Origin of the sequence: Pseudomonas syringae (assembly GCF_000737245.1) — a bacterium.
GTDB lineage: Bacteria > Pseudomonadota > Gammaproteobacteria > Pseudomonadales > Pseudomonadaceae > Aquipseudomonas > Aquipseudomonas syringae_J.
The window spans coordinates 22,290-41,537 of sequence record NZ_JPQU01000043.1; the positions used below are offsets into that span (position 1 = coordinate 22,290).

Consider the following 19,248-nt stretch of genomic DNA (forward strand, 5'->3'; position numbering starts at 1 on the left):
CTTGAGTCGGTAACGAGCAGTCACTCTAAGGTTTCGAGCAGCGCTTCACCCTCGGGTAAAGACCTGATCGGATCCGCCTCTACTGGCGTAATGATCCATTCGCCCGACACATCCACCGCCACTTGCAACTCCGCCAGCGGCCGCTGATCGGCAATGGCCCCCAGCAACACGTCAGACAGACGCGGCGTCAGGCTTTTACGCAGGATGAAATCGATGTTACGTGCCCCGCTCTCCACTTCCGTGCAGCGTGCGGCAATCACGTCGGCGACTTCGTCTGCAAAGGTCAGGCGCACTTTCGATGAAGCCAACAGCCGCTCGCTGAGCCGGGCCAGTTTCAGTCGCACGATACCGGCCAGTTGCTCTCCGCCCAGGGTGAAGAACGGCACGATGGTCATGCGTGCCAGCAATGCAGGCTTGAAATGCCGGGAGAGCGTCGGGCGGATTTTTTCCGCAAGGGTGTCGGGGTCCGGGCGTCCGTCAGCGCACAGGTTCTGGATTTCGTCAGTGGCCAGGTTGCTGGTCAACAGCACCACGGTGTTGGAGAAATCGATCTGCCGCCCTTCGCCGTCGGACAGGCTGCCCTTGTCAAAGACCTGGTAGAAAATGTTCACCACGTCCAGGTGGGCTTTCTCGACCTCGTCGAGCAGCACCACTGAATAAGGGCGCTTGCGGACCGCTTCGGTCAACATGCCGCCTTCACCGAAACCGACATAACCGGCAGGCGAACCCACCAGTCGGCTGACGGTGTGCTTTTCCTGATACTCGCTCATGTTCACCGAGATCATCGCCTCCTCGCCGCCGAACAAGTGCTCGGCCACCGCTAGGGCGGTTTCAGTCTTGCCGACACCCGAGGGGCCGACCAGCAGAAACACGCCCAGCGGCTGCTGCGGATCGCGCAGGCCCGATTGTGCCGCCTTGAGGATTTCAGCGATTTGCTCGACGGCAGTGTCCTGACCGCGAATTCGCGTCTTGATGTTAGCGGCCAGGGCCATTACGCCACCGGCGGCGTCACGCAGCACTTTGCCCAGCGGCACGCCGGTCCAGTCAGAGACCACCTTGGCGATGGCGTCAGGATTAACCTCGGTGAACAGCAACGGCTCATCGCCTTGCAGCGCAGCCAGCGCCTGGCGAGCCGACTCCAGTTCCGCCTGACGGTCGGTCAGCGAAGCCAGAACCTGAGCCGTTTCGCCCTCGGGGGGCACGGGCAGATCGTCTTCTTTCAAGGCCACTTGCTTGCGAGCCTCCAGAACCCGCACTGCGGCCTCGCGCTCGGCAAGCCAGCGGGTTTGCAGCGTCACACGGCGATCTTCGATGCTCGTCTGTTCATCGGCAATATCGGCCAGACGCTGCACCTCCACCGGGAAGCCGTTGCTGCGATCACGCTCCAGCGCCGCCAGTTCGCGGGCCAGACCGGATAACTCGCGCTCCATACGCTCAAGCTCGGCGGGCTTGATACCCAGGCCAATCCGCACGCGGGCGCTGGCAGTGTCGAGCAGGTCCACGGCCTTGTCCGGCAGCAGGCGCCCGGTGATGTAGCGATCCGACAACTCGGCCGCAGCGACGATGGCGTCATCACGCACGCTGACGCCGTGGACTTTTTCGTAATGCCCCTTGAGGCCGCGCAAAATCAGTACCGCAGTTTTGACGCTCGGCTCATCGAGCTTGACCAACTGGAAGCGGCGCGCCAGCGCCGGGTCTTTTTCAAAATACTTTTTATATTCCGACCAGGTGGTGGCGGCGATGGTGCGCAACTCGCCACGCGCCAGAGCTGGCTTGAGCAGATTGGCCGCATCTGACCCGCCCGCTGCGCCGCCCGCGCCGATCAGCATGTGCGCTTCATCGATAAACAGAATGACCGGAGTGGCGGACGCCTTGATCTCTTCGATCACCCCGCGCAAGCGGTTTTCAAACTCGCCCTTGACGCTGGCCCCGGCTTCCAGGGCACCCAGGTCCAGGCTGAGCAGGCGGGTATTCTTGAGGAAGTCCGGCACTTCGTTCTGGCTGATCAACAATGCCAGCCCTTCCACGACCGCCGACTTGCCCACCCCCGGTTCACCCACGGCGATAGGGTTGTTTTTACGACGCCGGGCAAGGATGTCGATCATCTGGCGGATTTCATCATCACGACCAAAAATCGGGTCGATGCGCCCTGCCGCTGCCTTCGCGGTCAGGTCTTCACAAAAGCGCGCGATATTGTCTTCAGCGGCCGCTGCAACACCGCCTGCGCTGGCGACCGTCGAGGAAGATGAACCGATGTGCAGGCTGTCCAGCGGGCCTTCGCTGGAACCGTTCAGCAAATGAGCGAATTCAGCGGTCAGGGCGTCGGTGGAGATCGGCTTGAGCATTTCGCCGTACCGCGTCCCGGCGGTGTAATAGCCCAGGCGCGAAACCAGCGCCAGCAGCAGCGAACCGCCGCGAATACGCCCGGTGCCCACCACCAGCGAGGCGACGAGCCAGGCATCCTGAATCAACTCGGTGAGCAGGCTGGCGAACACCGGACGACCAGGATTGCCGTTCTTGAGTTGCGTCAGACCGTCGTCAAGCAGTGCCCGCAAGCGCAACGGATCAATTTCAAAGCGGGTCAGGATGCGAGTGACGTCAGCATGGGTATCGTCCAGCAATTGACGCAGCAAGTGCTCAACGGAAATCTCGTAGTGAGTGCGTGCCAGGGTCAGCCCTGCCGCAGTCTCCAGGGCTTTGGTGCCATATACATTGAGCCGCGCGAACAGCGGTTTGAGTTCAACCTGAATCATTGCAGCGTCCTCACTTCGGGCATCGAGCCGTTTGCAGCGGTTAACATGAATACAACGTCGTCTTGCGCATTTGTGTCGCCGAGCCAGGTATCCAGACCCAGTTGTTGCCAGCCCTGACCCAACGAGGCGCATCGCTGCTCCTGTGGCGCAAGCATCATGACCAAACGACTGTGCAGCGGCGTCTGCAGGTACAGCACCACCACCCTTTCCAGCTTTTGGTACAGCGCCTGCCCCGGCAACAGGTCGTGAAAACGCTGGGCACTCAATGAAGTCAGACGAATATCCAGCATGCCGCTACGGTCCATCACTTCTCGACCGAGCAGGCTGTCTTCGCCCAGGACACCGCACTGCATGCCCAGGTAAGTACGCGCTGGACGGTCGATACGCAGCCGTGTTTCGACACAGGGCACAACCTCCACAGAACCGTCGTTGAGCACCGCCTTCACCAATTGCTGCAGGCCAAGGGCCGAGCGTGGGTGCTGATTGAACAGGCCTGCGTATTGCAGTAAATCCAGGGATTGGTCGCGCAGTTCAGGCCGTGCATCAGCGACACCGATAAAGGCCTGCAGTTGGCGCAGGCTTTTGACGTCACGCCGCTCGGTGATGTCGATCCAGATGCGGTGCTTTTCCCAGGCGCGGAACAACAGCGGATAGAGCGCGGCATGCAAAATGTCGAGAAAGTCGCGGCCCGCCGAGTGCCCTTGCAACTGCTCGTCGATCAGGTCCTCGGTGTAAAACGTAGGCAGCGGCGAAGTCACCCCATACAACCCGAAGAAATTGGCTTCTATGCGGTAGCGACCATCCTCGCCCAGCTCGATCTGCTCAATGTCACGCTGTGGGAAACCCAGCCCCAGACGCGGCCGGACCCGCACATTTTCAGCGAACGATTTATCGCTGGGGAAACGCAGTCGCAACAGGCGCAGTGCCTGGAAAAACCCGAAATCGCCGCTGTCATCAAGCAACGAATCGCTCACAGCAGGCGTTGCTGCCCGATCTTCGCTGGCCATTGCAAGGTCTCGTGGTGAACGCTGTCGAACAGCGTGAAAGCGGTAAAGCTGTTGACAGCCATACAGCCAGCGAAAAACTCGTCGAGTACACAACCGAACAGGTAGAAATTGCCGGGGCTGAGAAAGTGATCACCGCGACACTCGACCCGAATGACACTGCCTTCAATGGGCAGCCCACGGATAAAACGTCGCTCTTGAATGACGGTGACGTTTTCGATGGCATCGATACGTCGCTGATTAGCGTCTTGTGCGCCCTCGCCGGTGCTGGGCAGATAACCCGTCAGCAGGCCACGCAAGTAATCGCGATCGGCCAGGCGAAAGTGATTGGCGTTCAACTGCGAGAGCATTCGCCAGAGTAATTTGTCGTCGAATTTCGGTGGCTGGCAGGGTGTGACACCCCGGATGCTCTTGAACTCCACCCTGGGTGGGGTGTTGTCCGTGGGCTGGTTCAAATCCCCCGGCCGCAGACTTTCAGGCAACTTGCCATTGGTGCACAACAAACCGATAGACAAGGTCATTTCGGCCGGCACTTTACCTTCGCGGTAAGGCAGGCTCAGATAATGGTCGTACCCATGAGGGTCGATACTCGAAGAGCGGATTCGCAAATTGTAAGTGTCGTTTTGCGAAAAGGTATTGAACGGCTCAAGCGGTCGCTCGCCTGCGCCCGCGGTGTAAGCGCTGACGCTGAGTACCGAATGAATCCGCATGCTCATGCGCTGGCCATGATCGGCTGGCTGAATACGATAATCGACTTGCTTGTGATTGATACGTAACGGGTGCGCTTGCTGCTCGAACAGATTGATCGCTGGCGTTACACCCATCATGAAACTGTTGGCGGACAAATCGGGCGTCCAGTCTGGCAGGTTTTCAAACATCAACCGGACGCTGAAGCGACCCTCCCGACCGCGTGCGCCCCACTGTTTGAACCCGGCCAGCTCCACGAAAAGGAATTTCTCTGGCAGCGCAAAGTATTCCTGCAGGCATCGATAGGCCGGGTGGGCCGTATCAGGGAATGGCAGCAACGGGTTGTTTGCATCAAACCCCAGCCCCCGCAGATACCGCGCAGGCAATACGGTCAGGGGTTGGCCTAGCGCGCTGATACGAATCTCCCTCAGGTTCAACTGCAACAGACGCAGTAATTTGCTGCCATCTACCATGCCGTCGCCAAGATAGAAGCGCAGGCTGTCCGCCTGCCAATCGCTCGGGTCGGCGGTGGTAAACGCAAAATCCATCAGCAAACTGCGTGCTTCGCCGTTGCCGCCATCCCAGCGCGTGCTCACCAGCTGCAGCGGTTCGAGTTCGACCGCCGCTGTGCTGCGAAAGCGTATCCGCTGCCCGTCAACGGGAACCGAGGCCACTTCACATCCCGCATCAATGCGGGTCACTTGTTGCAAAGGTCCACGGGGCTGAAATTGCAACAGCGTCAAGCACGGCAAGGGTTGCAAATAGTGGGGATACAGCAGCTGCGCCAGCTCTTGAATGAACTCGGGAAATTCATCATCCAGGCGTTGGCGAACCATGCCAGTGAGAAATGCCACCCCTTCCAGCAAGCGCTCGACATCCGGATCGTTCGCCGAATCCACACCCAACAGTGGCGCCAAGGCCGGATTGCTGAGGGCAAACTCATCAGCCAGACGCCTGAGGTGATTGAGTTCTCTTTGATAATGGTTGTTAAGCATGACTTAGTGCATCGCCAGGGAAACGCGACCGTCGGAAGACACCCGGGTAGCCAAATGAATGGGGATGTTTCGATCGTCTATTTCAACCAGCCCGTCAAGCGTGAAACTCAGCGACAGCACTTCCTGGGAACCTTCGGCGACCAGGATGCGAGGCGATTTCAGGCGGGGCTCGTAGCGGGCAATCATGCGGGTCATGTTTTCGATGATTTGCGTGGTCTCGCCGGTGGCAAAAGAACCGGCCAGATTGGTGAAGTCCGGAACGCCAAACTCGGCGTCTATGGGCACGCTGCCGCAGCGGGTATTGAGGATGCGTTGCAGGTGCAGGATGATCGACTGCATGAGCACTTCAGACTGGGTCAGGTGTGTACGGCCGGTATCGGCCTGCAACATGGTGATCCGTTCCAGCAATCGTTTTTCTTTCATCGCTGTACCCCCTCTGAAGAACCAGGATCGCCGCCCTGCAAGAGGGCGGCGCTTTAACCATGACGCGTTGTTTACGCCTTCGGCGCCAACCAAGAATCTTCGGCTTCGATGCCGTCCGGCTCCCACGTCCAGACGATTTTTTCGTAGGTGAAGCCGAAATCTTCCATATGGCCCATTTGCTTGAACTCTGGGTTCAAGGTGTTCGGCATCCAGGTGCGCGAAGAGATCAGCACCGCGTTGCTCAGGGTGACGGTGTAATACTTTTCCTCGGTGCCTTTGGGCGAGATGCGATAGAACTCAAGTACGACAGTCTTGAGCTGCTCGCCAGAGGTGAGGGCTTGCTGCAGTTTGGGTGAAGACTTGTCAATTTCCTTGGTCAGGGTCAGACCATGGTGAACACGCTTGCCTGCTGGAAGGCCGGTTTGCGGGTTTTTCGGAATGTCGATCAGGTGTTCAACAGCTTGTACAAGGATCTTCCCGGTATGGCCGGCAATCTGAACAGAACCTTCAATCTTGCCTTGGTTCTGGCCTTCGATACTCAAGTAGCATGGCATTGGCATAACAGGTACTCCGGGTTAAATCAGCTAGTTTCCAAACACCGGTCAGAACACTTGGCCCTGGCTCGCTGCGTTGAATCCATCGTATGAAATTACCGAGGCAATGACCCTCGGGTGAACACCTGAATGGGTGCAGTTGCGGCACCCATTCAGTCTGCAAATCAGCTCTTATCGAGCTTGCCCACCAGCGAAAGCGTGAAAGAAGCGCCCATGTACTTGAAGTGCGGACGAACCTTCAAACCCACGCGGTACCAGCCTGGATCCCCTTCAACGTCACTGACCGTAATGTCTGCCTGACGCAATGGACGGCGGCTGCGCACGCCGGCTGCCGGGTTGTCCATGTCAGCCACGTATTGGCGAATCCAGGTGTTGAGTTCCGACTCCAGGTCGCCACGCTCCTTCCAGGTGCCGATGTTTTCGCGCTGGATGACTTTGATGTAGTGCGCCAGGCGACTGACCACAAAGATGTAAGGCAACTGGGTGCCGAGCTTGTAGTTGAGTTCGGCCTCTTTGCCTTCCTTGTCATTGCCAAAGTACTTGGGTTTCTGGCACGAGTTGGCAGAGAAGAACGCTGCGTTATCGGTGTTCTTGCGCATGGTCAGCGCGATAAAGCCCTGCTCAGCCAACTCGAATTCACGACGCTCGGAGATAAGCACTTCGGTCGGGATCTTGGTCTGGGTTTCACCCATCGCTTCGTAGTTGTAAACAGGCAGATCGCCGACCGTACCGCCACCCTGCGGACCAATAACGTTGGCGCACCAGCGGTATTGGGCAAAGCTGTCGGACAGACGGCTGGCGAATGCAAACGCAGCATTACCCCAGAGAAAGTCCTTGTTCCCGCCACTGACGTTTTCGTTGTAGCGAAAGGTTTTTGCCGGAATCGTGTCTTCGCCATAAGGCGTGCGCAGCAGGAAGTGCGGCAACGTCAGGCCGACAAAGCGTGAATCGTCACTTTCGCGAAAGGCGTTCCATTTAGTGAACTGCGGGCCCTCAAAGACGGCTTGCAGGTCTTTGAGATTTGGCAGATCGGCAAAGCTGTCGATACCAAAAAACTGAGGGCCTGCCGACGCGATGAAAGGCGTGTGGGACATCGCCGAAATAGCCGCGACTGATTGCAGCAACTTCATGTCCTGCGGCCCAGGATTAAACTCGTAGTTACCAATGATCGAACCAAATGGCTGACCACCGAACTGGCCGAACTCAGCGGTGTACACCGCCTTGTACAGACCCGAGCGAGTGATTTCCGGCGCATCTTCGAAATCTTCGAGGAGCTTTTCCTTGGAGACGCTGAGGATTTCCAGCCTGTTGTTCTCGCGAAAATCAGTACGGTCAACGAGGAACTTCAACGAGCGCCAGGAAGATTCAAGCTTCTGAAACTTCTCATTGTGAATAATGGCGTCCACCTGACGGCAGAGCTTGGCATCCAGTGTGGCGATCATGTCGTCGATCAGCCCGGCACTGACCTTCTCGGTCTGGCGAGCCGGTTCAAGCAGTTCGGTGACGAAGGCTTCCAACCCTTGACGGGTGACGGCGTAAGCCTCGTCACCGGGCTTGACACGGGTGGCTTCTACCAACTGATCCAGCAGGGAAACCGACTCAACGGCTTGCCCGACGCCGCTCGTTGCCTGGCTTTTTTCTTCACTCATGGGTTACTCCTTGTCCCTGACGCCGAGCTCGGAGAGCAAACGCTCGCGAGCACCGTCATCGTTCATCAAGGCCTGAAGTTGCTTGCGAAATTCAGGCAGATTGCCCATCGGGCCTTTCAAGGCCTTGAGCGAGTCGCGCAGGGCGATCAGTTGCTGCAGCTCGGGAACCTGGGCAACAATGGCGTCAGGTTCGAAGTCGCGAATTGACTGGAAGGTCAACGAAACGGGTATCTGCTCATCTGCCGGCGCGTTTTCCGACAGCCGATTGGGCACCGCCAGTTGCAGACTCAGGTTCTGCCCTTTGAGCACGTCGGTGAAGTTGTCCTTATCGACGCGAATCGGCTTGATGTCCTCAACTGGCGTATCGTCATCACGCAAGGTGAAATCCCCAATTACCAGCTGCTTCAAGGGCAGTTCAACCTGCTCTTGAGCGCCGCCGGTGTCGGAGCTGTAAACAATATTGACGCGCTCTTTGGGCGCGACCGAACCTTCACTAGCCATTCATTCCCACTCCTGTTACCGGGCACGCTCAACGCTGCCATTGAAAAACTCATGGCATGGATATGCACATGTCTGTCGGGCATTGCATGTGACTTGTTTCAATTGGCCTGCGGGCTGGCCAAGCGCCAGAACGCAGGCAAATCCATTGCTGCCAGTTGCTGCATCCATATCGCTTTGCCATCGCCGTCTTCATAGCTCGAAGCCAGCTCAAGCAACGGCAGCACAAGATCGGGCTCCCAGCGGTCCAACCCTTGCTCGGTTGCTTCCTGCAGCAGGACATCAACCGCGACTTGCAGCCGGGCATGAGGATCAAATCGCTTGAGCAAAAAACATTGAGCGCAGCGCAGACGAAACCGGTCTCGGCCGCTGCTGACCTCACGCAGGTTGTCCTGCAGGCGGTTTAGCGCGCTGCTCAGCTGACCGTCGGCGGCGTCTTGGGCCGCGGCTTCAATCAGGGTTTGCACGGCATCAGCAGCACCCGAACGGGTCGCGGGCGCCAAGCCTTCGAGCCAACTACGCGTCGCGCCATCGGCAAACGGTTGGTCGTTGGCGAAAGTCAGCTCGGCGAGCGTCGGCAGACGCACCAGCAAATGCCGGGTTTCCAGCGCCAGGCTCGTGGCGGCTTGCACCGCTCCGGCGCCAAGGCGCGTAAGTGCCAAGTGACTGGCTCGATTCAGGTCCAGCCAGAGTGGATAGGTGTTGAGTCGGCCCTCGCAAAAGCGCACGACATCCAATGGCTCGCCGATGCTCTGCAAGCGATTGAAACTCTCGACCTCAGCCCCGGAGGGCGCTGGCAAACGGGTTGTGGTGCCTTGTGCAGGCGGCGCCTGCTCCAAAGTCATCCAGGCCAATTGGCGATTCAGGCGAAACAACAACGGCAGCGTTGCCTTAGACTCCAGACAAAAACCCACCAGAGGCATCAGCGAGGCGAACACACCGGTGACTGCATTTTCTACCGTTTCATCGCCTTCCAGGCTGCCCAAGGGCTGAGCAGCTGCCAATGTAGGTGGTTCCTTGCCGACCGGTGTTGCGGGCTTTACGACCGGTGCCTGGACCGGTTCAGGTGGTGCCGAAATCACCTCGGATGAAGCAACCGTCGACACGATTGCAGCCTCTACAGGGAGCTGTGAAAGACGACGACGCAACGCAAAGAAGCTCGGCCCTTCTGAATCACGGTCACGCCACTGAGTGTCTATCGCATCCCAGTCTTCAAGCAGCGCCGCCAATCGCTCACCGGGCACAGGCTCAAAGCTTTCCTCGATCTTGGCGGTAAGCCACTCAAGCATCCATTCGGCCTGATTTCGTCTGGCACGCAGCCTCGCGGGAGGTGGCGTGAGGGTGTCCCAGTACAGCTCAAGCATTTCGCGTAATACGTGCACACCGGTGACCAGGCCAGGTATGCCTCTGATTGTGGTCCAGGCACATAACAGCCAGACCGCAGCATTGATATCCTTACCCTCAACGCGAAGAACATCAGCGCAGGATTCGGCAACAATGTGCCAATCAACTCCGGTATCAGCGTGAATATTGGTCAGCTTCTCTAGTTCAGCTTGCGCCCGTGCAAAAGCAGCGCTCTCACGTGGATTAGCACCCGATGGGCTAGTCACACTAATGGCTAACGAGCCTAATTCTTGATCTTGGTAACTCATACGTTATTCCTGCGACACCACAACTACTGAGTACCACGTCATATGCGCAAAAATGCCGTCGATGCCTTTACTCTTACAAATCAAACCGTCTTGCTCATCGGTGGTATAACGATGATCTGTTCGCCCTGCTGGCACTATCAGGTGAACACCTGAATGGGTTGGACTATTCATTACTTCTCGGTAATAAACTCGCTGAACCAAAGGCATTCCTTACCTGTTGTGGAGGAAACTTATCAGACGGCTGCCGCATGGCTTGACCTTGCGTTGCAGTTTTTGAACTTTATTTAAAAATCACGGTATCCGTAGCCGGATGCCTAGACAGCACCACCGCATTGCCCGTACATTGCGAACAGCCCGATCGCACAAGGAGATAAGATAACCGCCGCCTTTCACGACTGGGCCAGCCACGGATTTGCAGCCCCCGTACCACAATCAATGAGTCACGAAAGCTTGATCGTCTGGTCAGCTGTTAATTTATGAATAAATCAACGCTCATTGAATCCTCAAGCCAAGCCCGTGCATCGCAGAGCCCCGATCATTTCGATGTCAGCGCTGAGCCCGCTGCCAATCAGTTGCTGGCATGGCGTCGTCGTGTCGGCCATGTGATCGACGTTCTCCCGTCATCCAGCGCAGTGACCCTGCCCTTCAACGCCTGCATTGACCGTTACGCACTAGGTGACCGGGTTTTCAGCGATTGCGCCAGCGACCATCTGGTGCTTGATCGCCCGGTCTCGCGTATTTCCACGGACGACAAGCGGGACTACGTGTTTCAGGTTTATACCGAGGGTGGTATCGAATGCATTCAGGGTGCGGGTCTGGAGAGTCGTAGTCCTGGCTTGGCCAGCATCATGGCTCTAGATTTAAATCAGCCGATCCGCATGCACCGAAGTCGTTGCAGGGTCCTGAGCTTTTTTGCGCCACGCCAGATTGTTGAGCTGGCACTGCCCCATGCGGACTCCCTCCATGGCCGCATCTTCGAAAGCACAAACCCGCTGACCCGACTGATAGTCGAGCACGCAGCCGCGTTGGCAGGACGTGTCGCTAGAATGAGCGAACATGAAGCCAGCCAGGCCTTCGATACCACAGTCCAGTTGATGCTCGGGGCGTTTGCCAAACAGGCCAAACTCAGTGGGAACGTAAGGGCTGCAGCACGCAGTGCAATTTTCGACCAGGCCAGACGCTACGTCAGAGTGAATCTCTATCAGCCTTGGTTAACGCCAGAAAGTGTGGTGGTCAAACTTCAACTTCCCCGCGCGACACTGTATCGGCTGTTTCAACATGAAGGCGGATTGGGGCGCTACATCATCAACTGCCGTTTGCGTGAAGCCGCCGATGAAATCGTGCGTTATCCCAACAGACAGATTATTGAAATCGCCTACAGCTTGGGATTTAACAGCGCTTCAGACTTCACCCGAGCCTTCCGTCGACACTATGACATGTCCCCACAAGACCATCGTTTTCTGGCGCTGCAAAGAATAGGCAAGAAATTATAGTTTCTGTCCAATAGGCCCAACTAAGTCACGCTGACTTTCAATGGGGAACGCTTTCAATGCAAACAAACTGATCAGCATCGCGCTTAGCAAATACCATGCTGGCGCCATCGGACTATGCGTAACACTGATCAACCAAGTGACAAAAAACGGGCTGAACGCGCCAAAAATAGTCACGCCCAGGCTATAAACCAGCGACATGCCCATGCCACGACAATGCAGGGGAAATGACTCCATGATCATCACAGTCATCACACCATTGTTTCCCATCGCTACAACCGCATAAACGGCGATTATCAGAAGGGATAACCCTTCGCCGACACCCTCAGTCAAAGCAAGGAATACGGGATATACGGACCCAATACTGACGAGCATCGTCACATATTGAGTTGGCTTTCGCTGAGTACCACGATCTGCGATACGCGCGAACAAAGGTGCGGCGATGAATAGCATCGCACTCGCCAGGCACGATGAAAGCAGACTCATGGTGGGCGACATCCCAAGGTTTCGGGTCAGATAGGTGGGCATATACAACACCATCAAATAAATGCTTGCCGTGGGTGAAGCCATTAGCAAAATCCCGAGCAGAAGCGGGGAACGGTGCTGGTTAAGCAAAACTTTAAAAGACGGTCTAGGGATAACAGGCTGTACATTTTCAATCATATTCCGTCGAATCAACCAGCCGATCGGACCGATCAATAATCCCAAAATAAAAGGGATGCGCCAGCCCCATGCCATTAACTGTTCGGGTGTCAGTAAATAAGTGGTGCAAGCGCCTACCAGAGCACCTACCAACGCCGCCGCAGCCTGACTGGCAGAGCGCCAACTGACCAGATAGCAGCGTTTACCCGCAGGGGCCAACTCCATCAAGACCGCAGAAGCAACGCCAATCTCACCACCGGCAGCAAAACCCTGCAGCAAACGAGCGATGACGATTAGCAAGGTGGCTGTAACGCCAATCGACTCATAGGTCGGCATGAATGCAATCAATGCTGTGCCTGAGGCCATCAGCAAATTGGACATATTCAGGCCTGCTTTGCGACCTTTGCTGTCCGCGATGTGACCGATCACCAAAGCCCCCAGTGGCCTCATGGTGAAACCGATGCCAAAAGTCAGCAACGACATAAGCAGAGAAGAGAGCGAACTGTCAGCAGGGAAAAAAAGTTTTCCTATGATCACGGCAGAGAAGCTGTAAACGGTGAAGTCGTATATCACCAGACCATTGCCAATCACGATCGCGAAGACGGTGGTTTTTGACTGCCGGGTGCCTGCAGAGAGATGAACGGTGCGAGGGGTCGACATAGGCAGTAGGACGAGTGCTCAAGCATAGTGAGTCGGAGATTTGATGTGGGCGTTAATTAGGCATCGGTATTCGAAGACGGCAATGTATTGATTGCCTCCCGACATACAGCTTCCCTTTTGCCCCCCCCAAAAAGGCACATTAACTCACCAGCAAAAAGGGGGTGAATCATTCAGAATGGTCCCACAATACCATCATCTTGATATTGTTGGATTAGATCGCCTGGGCTCGGTAATCCCGCCTTGCTTGATTAGAGCGGGTGTCACCTTTGCGGCAGCAAATGATCGATTTCACTCACACGCTGCGTAGGCAACTGGATAGGTAACGGAATCAATGAGGGTTTGCAGAACTTGCTGGCTCAAAGAGCTTTCGAGGCTGCATAGGTCTGAAATCCAGATACGTTCAGGTAGCAGGCGGATTGAGACGCCCGTCCAGCCCAAATCGCTCCTGCAGCACCAACTCGTACAAGCCTTTAGCGAGCATAGGATTAACCAGCAGATTCCAGCTATGGCGCGACACGCTTGAGGGCATCAGCACAAACGGGTGCTGTGCGAGCAGAGTCGCTCCGAAGGCCTGTTGACTGCGGCTCGGCGTTCCAGGGATAAGCCAGTTTGGGTTGGGAATGTCTTCCGGGTCGACTTTATGGACCCGTGACATGTCGAGCACTCTGGCCGCAGTCAGCGTATGCGGCATGTAATCAAGCGCTTCAAAACCCTTGTGGACGGCCACTTCGAGAATGGCGGTGGCGGCGTCCAGGCTGGTGTAAACAACCTGCACGCCTTTGGGATTCCAGCGCCCTCCACTGCCTTCTGCTCCAATGCCGCTATTCCAGGTGGACGCGTGTCTAGTCTGGTCGAGACGCCAAAAGTGGATTGGCGCACTGAGTGGATCTGTGACCATCAATAAATCCCGTACTCGATCCTGTGAAGGAAATCAGTTACCAGCTCGTAGCCCACCGGATTGGATAGCAGATCGATTGGCGACTCGCCATCCAGGCCACGTGCAGGTTTGGTTATCCAGTTCTCTGCCAACTCGCGCGTTCCAAACACTGCTTGAGCCTTCTCCAGCGCTTCCGCGTAGTACAAGGCACGGGCGCTCTGCTCAGGAGTGAGCGCGTCGTCCTTGTGTTTCATCCGACGCGCGAGGGTTCGATCAGACAGGCCAACGATCTTCGACAAAACGTTATGGCGCCTGAACGCTTCGACAGATTCAACCAGGTCAATGACTGCACTGAGCGTGAATCCAGCCTTGGTCGCCTTGAAGACCGCCATACGATCGTCAGTATTGGTACCAGGCAGCAACAGGCTCACCATGGGCTGATGGGCGCTATTCGACCGCACCGCATCTGATATTGAATAGCTAACTTCGGGCAACGTTGTTTCCCTCTGCTTGATCTGGCCCTTGCTGACCGGGGCTGCGCGCTTTGTAATGACCTTTTTTGCGGCAGGCTTAACCGGCACCTTTGCGCTACCGACTTTCGCTTTGACGGTTTTTGGGCGCGCCGTTTTACCCTCAAGAACTTCTGCTGTCGCAGTCATGGTGACCTCCGTCACGCTCGGACATATGACATCTAAAATACTGCCATATGGCCGAAAATGCAAAAGATCGGTCTACAGTGGCATGGATCTTTCAAGCACCTACCCCTAGGAAAACCTCCCTTACCTCCTACCACCTGAACCAGTTTTCCCCTTTTGCCCGTGCTCCAAAAGGCCCATAACCCCACCAGCCAAAAGGAATGGCACAGCAAGGGAATGGAAGCCAAGGGTAAGAGCCCTACCCGAAAAGGGCTGGGTTTGGGTGAAGAGCAAAAGGCTCTTCTGTGGTTGAAGCCGAGGGTGAACTGAAGTCCAACAAAACCGCCCTTTTTCGTTGAAATCTGTCCTGAAAGACTGATTCTCAGTCCCGATGATCGGCTTAAGCGCTGTCTCTAATCAATCGATTTAGAGGCAAGCACCATGAAAATCGCATCGGTCCTTTCGACCTAAGGCGGCCCTGGCAAGACCACGGTAACCGCAAACCTGGGCGCTTTCTGCGCCGACTCAAATATCCGCACCCTGGTCATCGACCTCGATACGCAACCCTCGTTGTCCTCCTTCTATCGTCTGGACAGCGAAGCCCCTGGCGGCACATATCAACTGATTTCCCAGAACGAAACCATCCCTGATCTGGTCGTTTCCCGCACCTGCATCCCCAATCTGTCGCTGATCCTCTCCAACGATCCCCACAAACCGGTGATGGAGTTGGGCAGCATTGAGGCCATCAAGGAGATGGTCGCCGCCGGCTTGGGTTACAGCATCGTGCCGGCCATGTCAGTGACAGCCACTCATCATCGACGGGGCTTGCGGGTCGAGTCACTGCAACCGCCATTGACCCATACGCTGGGCATTGCGCTGCGTCAGGACAAGCCGGTGGGCAAGGCGCTGCGGCAAGTACTCGACGCCTTGCAGACGCTGTCGTCCTGACAGGAGCCGAACACCAATGCCCCACAGCGAATACTGAAAATCTTCAGTAGCGAGCGCCATCAAAACATTCCGGGTCTTCATCCAGATATTTTTTCATACGCCGCCACAAGGTAGTCGTGCTGATCTGTAAACGCTTGGCGGCCGCCTCACGATTGCCACGCACACTGCTGAGCACTTCTTGCAGCACCGTCAATTCACTCCTGACGGCTGCGCCCTCGTCTATCGGGGCACTGACCGAAAGGTCCTCCAGCACATCCTCCAGCAGTGACGCTGCGAACGGCTGCCCCTGACTCATCACGGCCAGGCGCTCGACAACATTGCCCAACTGCCGAATATTCCCGGGCCACGGGTAGCGGCTCAAGCGCATCAGCAGCGCTTCGTCCGGTTCCGCAGAATCCATGGGCAGGCTGCGAAGCAGGTGGCGCACCAGTTCGGGAATGTCGTCGTGGCGCTCGCGCAAGGCCGGCAGGCGCAGTTTCAACACGCAGATGCGGTAGTAGAAGTCTTCACGGAATAACCCTTTGGCCACCAGCTGCGGCAAGTTTTTATTGCAGGCAGTGATGATACGAATATCGACGGGCGTGACTTTGTCGTCACCAATGCGCACCACCTTTCGCTCTTGCAGGGTGCGCAGCAGCTTGACCTGGATATCGGTGGACGTTTCGTTAATTTCGTCGAGAAAAATGGTGCCCGTATGCGCCAGCTCAAATACCCCGGCCCTGCCCTCATTGAGCGCCCCGGTGAAGGCGCCTTTCACGTAGCCAAACAGCTCACTCTCCAGCACTCCCGGAGCGAAGGCCGCGCAATTGATAGCCACGAATGGACCTTGCTTGCGGCGCGAAGCATTGTGGATGCTCTGGGCGAACAGCTCTTTACCGGTGCCGGTTTCGCCCTCGATCATGACCGTGCTGTCGACCGCCGCATAGGTCGTGGCCAGGCGTTTGGCCTTGATCAGCGCCGGGCTGCTGCCGATGATGTCGTCGAAGTTTCTGTCGGCAACGTGCTGACGCGCCAGCACCCGGCGCATCTTGCGTTCGAGGGCGGTGATTTCCGTCTGGCTTTGCAAGGTGGCCACCGCACCGATGACTTCACTGTCCAGGACGATGGGCGCGATGCTCAAGGTCAGGGAGAGGCGGCCCAATGTGATCAAAGCCCCGCGCACCGGGCGACCGCTGCTGAGTACTTGGCCGAAATAGTCTTGAGCCAGCAGGCCATCAATGCTGTCGCCGCACGCCAGGCTGCCGAGGTAAGCCGTGGCCACGCTGTTCATGTTGGTGATCATGCGCTGGCTATCAACACTGAAAATACCTTCCGAGACACAGTTGAGAATCGACTGGATCATCTCGTAGCGGCTTTGCAGCTCCACCCGCTTGAGTCGGCGTTCCTCCTCGATTTGCAGCAGGTGCAAGGCTTCGTCAACCGCCTCGTCAACGGCGTCTGGATCTGCATCAGACATGATGTAACGCATGCCCCGCGCAATCACCGCCTGGCGCAACGACAAGCCGCCAATCGCCACTTCAATACCCTCGGCCTGCAAGCGATCCAGATGAGCCTCAGTGGCCTGGCTGCTGCCCAGCGGATCGATCAGGCAGATGGAGACCTGCGCCATGAACGGTCGGGCTTTTTCCAGAATGCTCGCATAGCCCTCGGAGGTGGCCAGGAAGGCGATCCGCTCCGAGGACTGCCGGGCTTTGCGATAGGCATTGATACAGTCGAAAAACGTGTGTTTGACCTCAACGATGGGCACTCGCAAATGCTCACGCAGGACACTCGCTGTGCGGCCACGACTGATGATCACGCTCACGCCGCCGTCGATCAGTTGGCGCGCCTTGAGCGTGGCGTCGTGCTGAGCGGCCTCGACCACCTCCAGCGAGAGGCCGCGCTGCTCAACGGTGTCACGCATCACCGACGTTAACGTGCTGGAGGGAGAAATAACCGCGATGGTGCCTTGCATGGACATGCCCTGTTGAATGCCAAGTGCATTGCATCCTATTTCACGCTGCAACAAATTGAAATGCCCTGAAATTTTTCAATTTTATGGACGATTTCCCAAGTCTTTGTTTTCAAAGGACTAACGTCAAAAATCAACCTTCTGGCACAGCCCTTGCTGCCTACAAGCCAATAATAAAGACAACACAGGACACACCGGATGGATATCACCTTTATCGGGTATGGCGAAGCCGCCCATCACATCAGCACCGGCCTGCGCACTACCGGCGCCCTGCGCATCGGCGCTTTCGACGCCAAGGTCAGCCCCGCGCTGGAACAACGCGCCGCAGACAATCAAGTCACCCTCTTCGACTCGCTGCAAAGTGCCTGCCAGGGCGCTCGTTTTGTCGTCTGCCTGACCAGCGCCAGCAGCGCGCTGAGCATCGCGAAAACAGTCTTGCCCTTGCTGGTTGCCGGGCAAACCTACGTCGACATGAACTCCGCCGCCCCCACCGTCAAACAAGCCATGGACCAACTGCCACGTGCAGTGGGCGTGGACTTCTGCGACAGCGCGGTGATGGGCACCGTACCCGGCAACAACCACAAGGTACCCATGCTGCTGTCGGGCAGCGGTGCAGCAGCGTTTGCCGCTGCGTTCTCGCCTTTGGGCATGCGCCTGACCGTACTCGACGCAGACGCCGGTGCCGCCTCGGCGATCAAGATGCTCAAAAGCGTGGTGATGAAAGGCCTGCCGCAATTACTGCTGGAAGCCTTCCAGGCGGGTGAGCGCTTTGGCGTGCTGGATACCCTCGTGGCGTCCCTGGGCGACTCATTGAACGGCAAGACGGTAGAGCAACTGACCAACACCTTCACCGCCCGAACGCTGATCCACGCCAAACGCCGCAGCGCGGAAATGGACGATGTGGTCGCGACGCTCGAAGCGTCCGGGGTCGACGCCAGCATGTCCCGCGCCACCCAAGGCCAGCTGGACAAGCTGGCCGCCACGGACTGGGCCGATCTGCTCGGCCCCGACGGCAGCGACATGGACTACCGCACTGCCATCCAGCACCTGAACGCTCATCAACGAGAACTGCCATGAACACTGAACATTATTTCCCGCTGCCCGATTTGATCCCTGAAGAGTTGCTGGAGCGCTTTCGCAAACTCAGCCCGGCGCAGCTGTGCGACGGCATGCAAAGCCTTGGCATCCCACGCAATGGCGCAATGGACGCCGACCTGATGCCCCTTGATGAAAACAAAATCATGCTCGGCACCGCTTACACCGTCGATACCGAAGACGGCGACAACTTCCCAATTCACGTCGCTGTGTATCAAGGGCAACCGGGCTATGTGCTGGTGGTGGCTGGCAAGGGTTACCCTGGCCGCGCCTACATCGGTGACCTCATGGCCGGTGCTGCACAGGCAGTGGGTTTGAGCGGCATGGTCATTGATGGTTGCGTGCGCGACAAGGTGCCGCTGTCTCAACTGGACATCCCGGTTTACGCCAAAGGTTTCATGCAACGAAGCCCTGGCAAAAAAGGCCCCGGCAAGATCAACGCCACGGTGAACTGCGCAGGTGTTGAAGTCGCGGCGGGTGATCTAGTGTTCGGCGATTACGATGGCGTGACCGTGGTACCCCGCGCTCGGCTGGTGGAAGTGCTGGAGGCTTCAGAGAAGAAAAGCGCGTACGAAAATCAGCGCCGTGAGGTCATGGACGAATACACTCGCTGCCGCGACAGTGGTCTGCCCTTGCCCCCATTGGCTCCGGACTGGGTCACCCAGCTTCTGCAAGGCAAGTAACGTTCCAAGCCGTACCGGGGCGCCTGCAGCCCCAACCCGCTGCGCTCACTAT

The 19,248-nt window shown here is 57.2% G+C and carries 15 protein-coding genes and 2 pseudogenes; 5 read left to right on the top strand and 12 right to left on the bottom strand.

Going from position 1 to position 19,248, the window contains the following annotated elements:
- Window positions 1-20: 20 nt before the first annotated feature.
- From tssH to tssA, 8 genes are all read right to left on the bottom strand, one after another.
- Window positions 21-2,753, bottom strand: coding sequence for a type VI secretion system ATPase TssH (gene tssH / locus IV01_RS10085; RefSeq protein ID WP_032629433.1), 2,733 nt, complete (start codon window positions 2,751-2,753; stop codon window positions 21-23).
- The gene (tssG, locus tag IV01_RS10080) at window positions 2,750-3,760 is read right to left on the bottom strand and encodes a type VI secretion system baseplate subunit TssG (RefSeq protein ID WP_032629434.1); all 1,011 of its coding nucleotides are present in this window, start codon (window positions 3,758-3,760) and stop codon (window positions 2,750-2,752) included. Before tssG ends, tssH begins: the two co-directional genes overlap by 4 nt.
- Window positions 3,724-5,439 (bottom strand): type VI secretion system baseplate subunit TssF, encoded by a 1,716-nt coding sequence (tssF, locus tag IV01_RS10075; protein WP_032629435.1) that lies wholly within the window; start codon window positions 5,437-5,439, stop codon window positions 3,724-3,726. Before tssF ends, tssG begins: the two co-directional genes overlap by 37 nt.
- A 3-nt stretch (window positions 5,440-5,442) precedes the next feature.
- Complete coding sequence (tssE, locus tag IV01_RS10070; RefSeq protein ID WP_195758794.1) at window positions 5,443-5,862, bottom strand: type VI secretion system baseplate subunit TssE; 420 nt, start codon at window positions 5,860-5,862, stop codon at window positions 5,443-5,445.
- A 71-nt stretch (window positions 5,863-5,933) separates the two neighbouring features.
- Complete coding sequence (locus tag IV01_RS10065; protein ID WP_032629436.1) at window positions 5,934-6,422, bottom strand: Hcp family type VI secretion system effector; 489 nt, start codon at window positions 6,420-6,422, stop codon at window positions 5,934-5,936.
- A 158-nt stretch (window positions 6,423-6,580) separates the two neighbouring features.
- Window positions 6,581-8,065: a type VI secretion system contractile sheath large subunit gene (gene tssC, locus IV01_RS10060; protein WP_032629437.1), complete on the bottom strand. Its 1,485-nt coding sequence runs from the start codon at window positions 8,063-8,065 to the stop codon at window positions 6,581-6,583.
- A gap of 3 nt (window positions 8,066-8,068) precedes the next feature.
- Entirely contained in the window at window positions 8,069-8,566 is a 498-nt protein-coding gene (gene tssB / locus IV01_RS10055) for a type VI secretion system contractile sheath small subunit (protein WP_032629439.1), read from the bottom strand.
- Window positions 8,567-8,664: 98 nt separating this feature from the next.
- Window positions 8,665-10,215 (bottom strand): type VI secretion system protein TssA, encoded by a 1,551-nt coding sequence (tssA, locus tag IV01_RS10050; RefSeq protein ID WP_032629441.1) that lies wholly within the window; start codon window positions 10,213-10,215, stop codon window positions 8,665-8,667.
- Between the two features lie 476 nt (window positions 10,216-10,691).
- On the opposite strand from tssA, the gene IV01_RS10045 reads away from it, so the two are divergent.
- Entirely contained in the window at window positions 10,692-11,708 is a 1,017-nt protein-coding gene (locus IV01_RS10045; RefSeq protein WP_032629442.1) for a helix-turn-helix domain-containing protein, read from the top strand.
- Here the strand turns inward: IV01_RS10045 and IV01_RS10040 are convergent.
- The 3 genes from IV01_RS10040 to IV01_RS10030 form a co-directional block, all read right to left on the bottom strand.
- Window positions 11,703-13,007: an MFS transporter gene (locus IV01_RS10040; RefSeq protein ID WP_032629443.1), complete on the bottom strand. Its 1,305-nt coding sequence runs from the start codon at window positions 13,005-13,007 to the stop codon at window positions 11,703-11,705. The two genes, IV01_RS10045 and IV01_RS10040, sit on opposite strands and share 6 nt — an antisense overlap.
- 400 nt (window positions 13,008-13,407) lie before the next feature.
- Window positions 13,408-13,905 carry an RES family NAD+ phosphorylase gene (locus IV01_RS10035; protein WP_032629445.1) on the bottom strand — a complete coding sequence of 166 codons (498 nt, stop codon included), beginning with the start codon at window positions 13,903-13,905 and terminating at the stop codon, window positions 13,408-13,410.
- Window positions 13,905-14,543, bottom strand: coding sequence for an antitoxin Xre/MbcA/ParS toxin-binding domain-containing protein (locus tag IV01_RS10030; protein WP_080290329.1), 639 nt, complete (start codon window positions 14,541-14,543; stop codon window positions 13,905-13,907). Before IV01_RS10030 ends, IV01_RS10035 begins: the two co-directional genes overlap by 1 nt.
- Before the next feature lie 507 nt (window positions 14,544-15,050).
- Between IV01_RS10030 and IV01_RS27500 the strand changes: the two are divergent.
- Together IV01_RS27500 and IV01_RS27505 are read left to right on the top strand one after the other, a co-directional pair.
- A pseudogene (locus tag IV01_RS27500) lies at window positions 15,051-15,224 on the top strand (ParA family protein); the annotation flags it as partial.
- 6 nt (window positions 15,225-15,230) lie between these two features.
- A pseudogene (locus IV01_RS27505) lies at window positions 15,231-15,467 on the top strand (LysR family transcriptional regulator substrate-binding protein); the annotation flags it as partial.
- 43 nt (window positions 15,468-15,510) lie between these two features.
- Here IV01_RS27505 and IV01_RS10020 read toward each other — a convergent pair.
- Window positions 15,511-17,421 (bottom strand): sigma-54-dependent Fis family transcriptional regulator, encoded by a 1,911-nt coding sequence (locus IV01_RS10020; protein WP_032629448.1) that lies wholly within the window; start codon window positions 17,419-17,421, stop codon window positions 15,511-15,513.
- Window positions 17,422-17,616: 195 nt separating this feature from the next.
- On the opposite strand from IV01_RS10020, the gene IV01_RS10015 reads away from it, so the two are divergent.
- Together IV01_RS10015 and IV01_RS10010 are read left to right on the top strand one after the other, a co-directional pair.
- Entirely contained in the window at window positions 17,617-18,495 is an 879-nt protein-coding gene (locus IV01_RS10015) for an NAD(P)-dependent oxidoreductase (protein ID WP_032629450.1), read from the top strand.
- Window positions 18,492-19,196 carry an S-adenosylmethionine--2-demethylmenaquinone methyltransferase gene (locus IV01_RS10010; protein ID WP_032629451.1) on the top strand — a complete coding sequence of 235 codons (705 nt, stop codon included), beginning with the start codon at window positions 18,492-18,494 and terminating at the stop codon, window positions 19,194-19,196. Before IV01_RS10015 ends, IV01_RS10010 begins: the two co-directional genes overlap by 4 nt.
- Window positions 19,197-19,248: the final 52 nt, after the last annotated feature.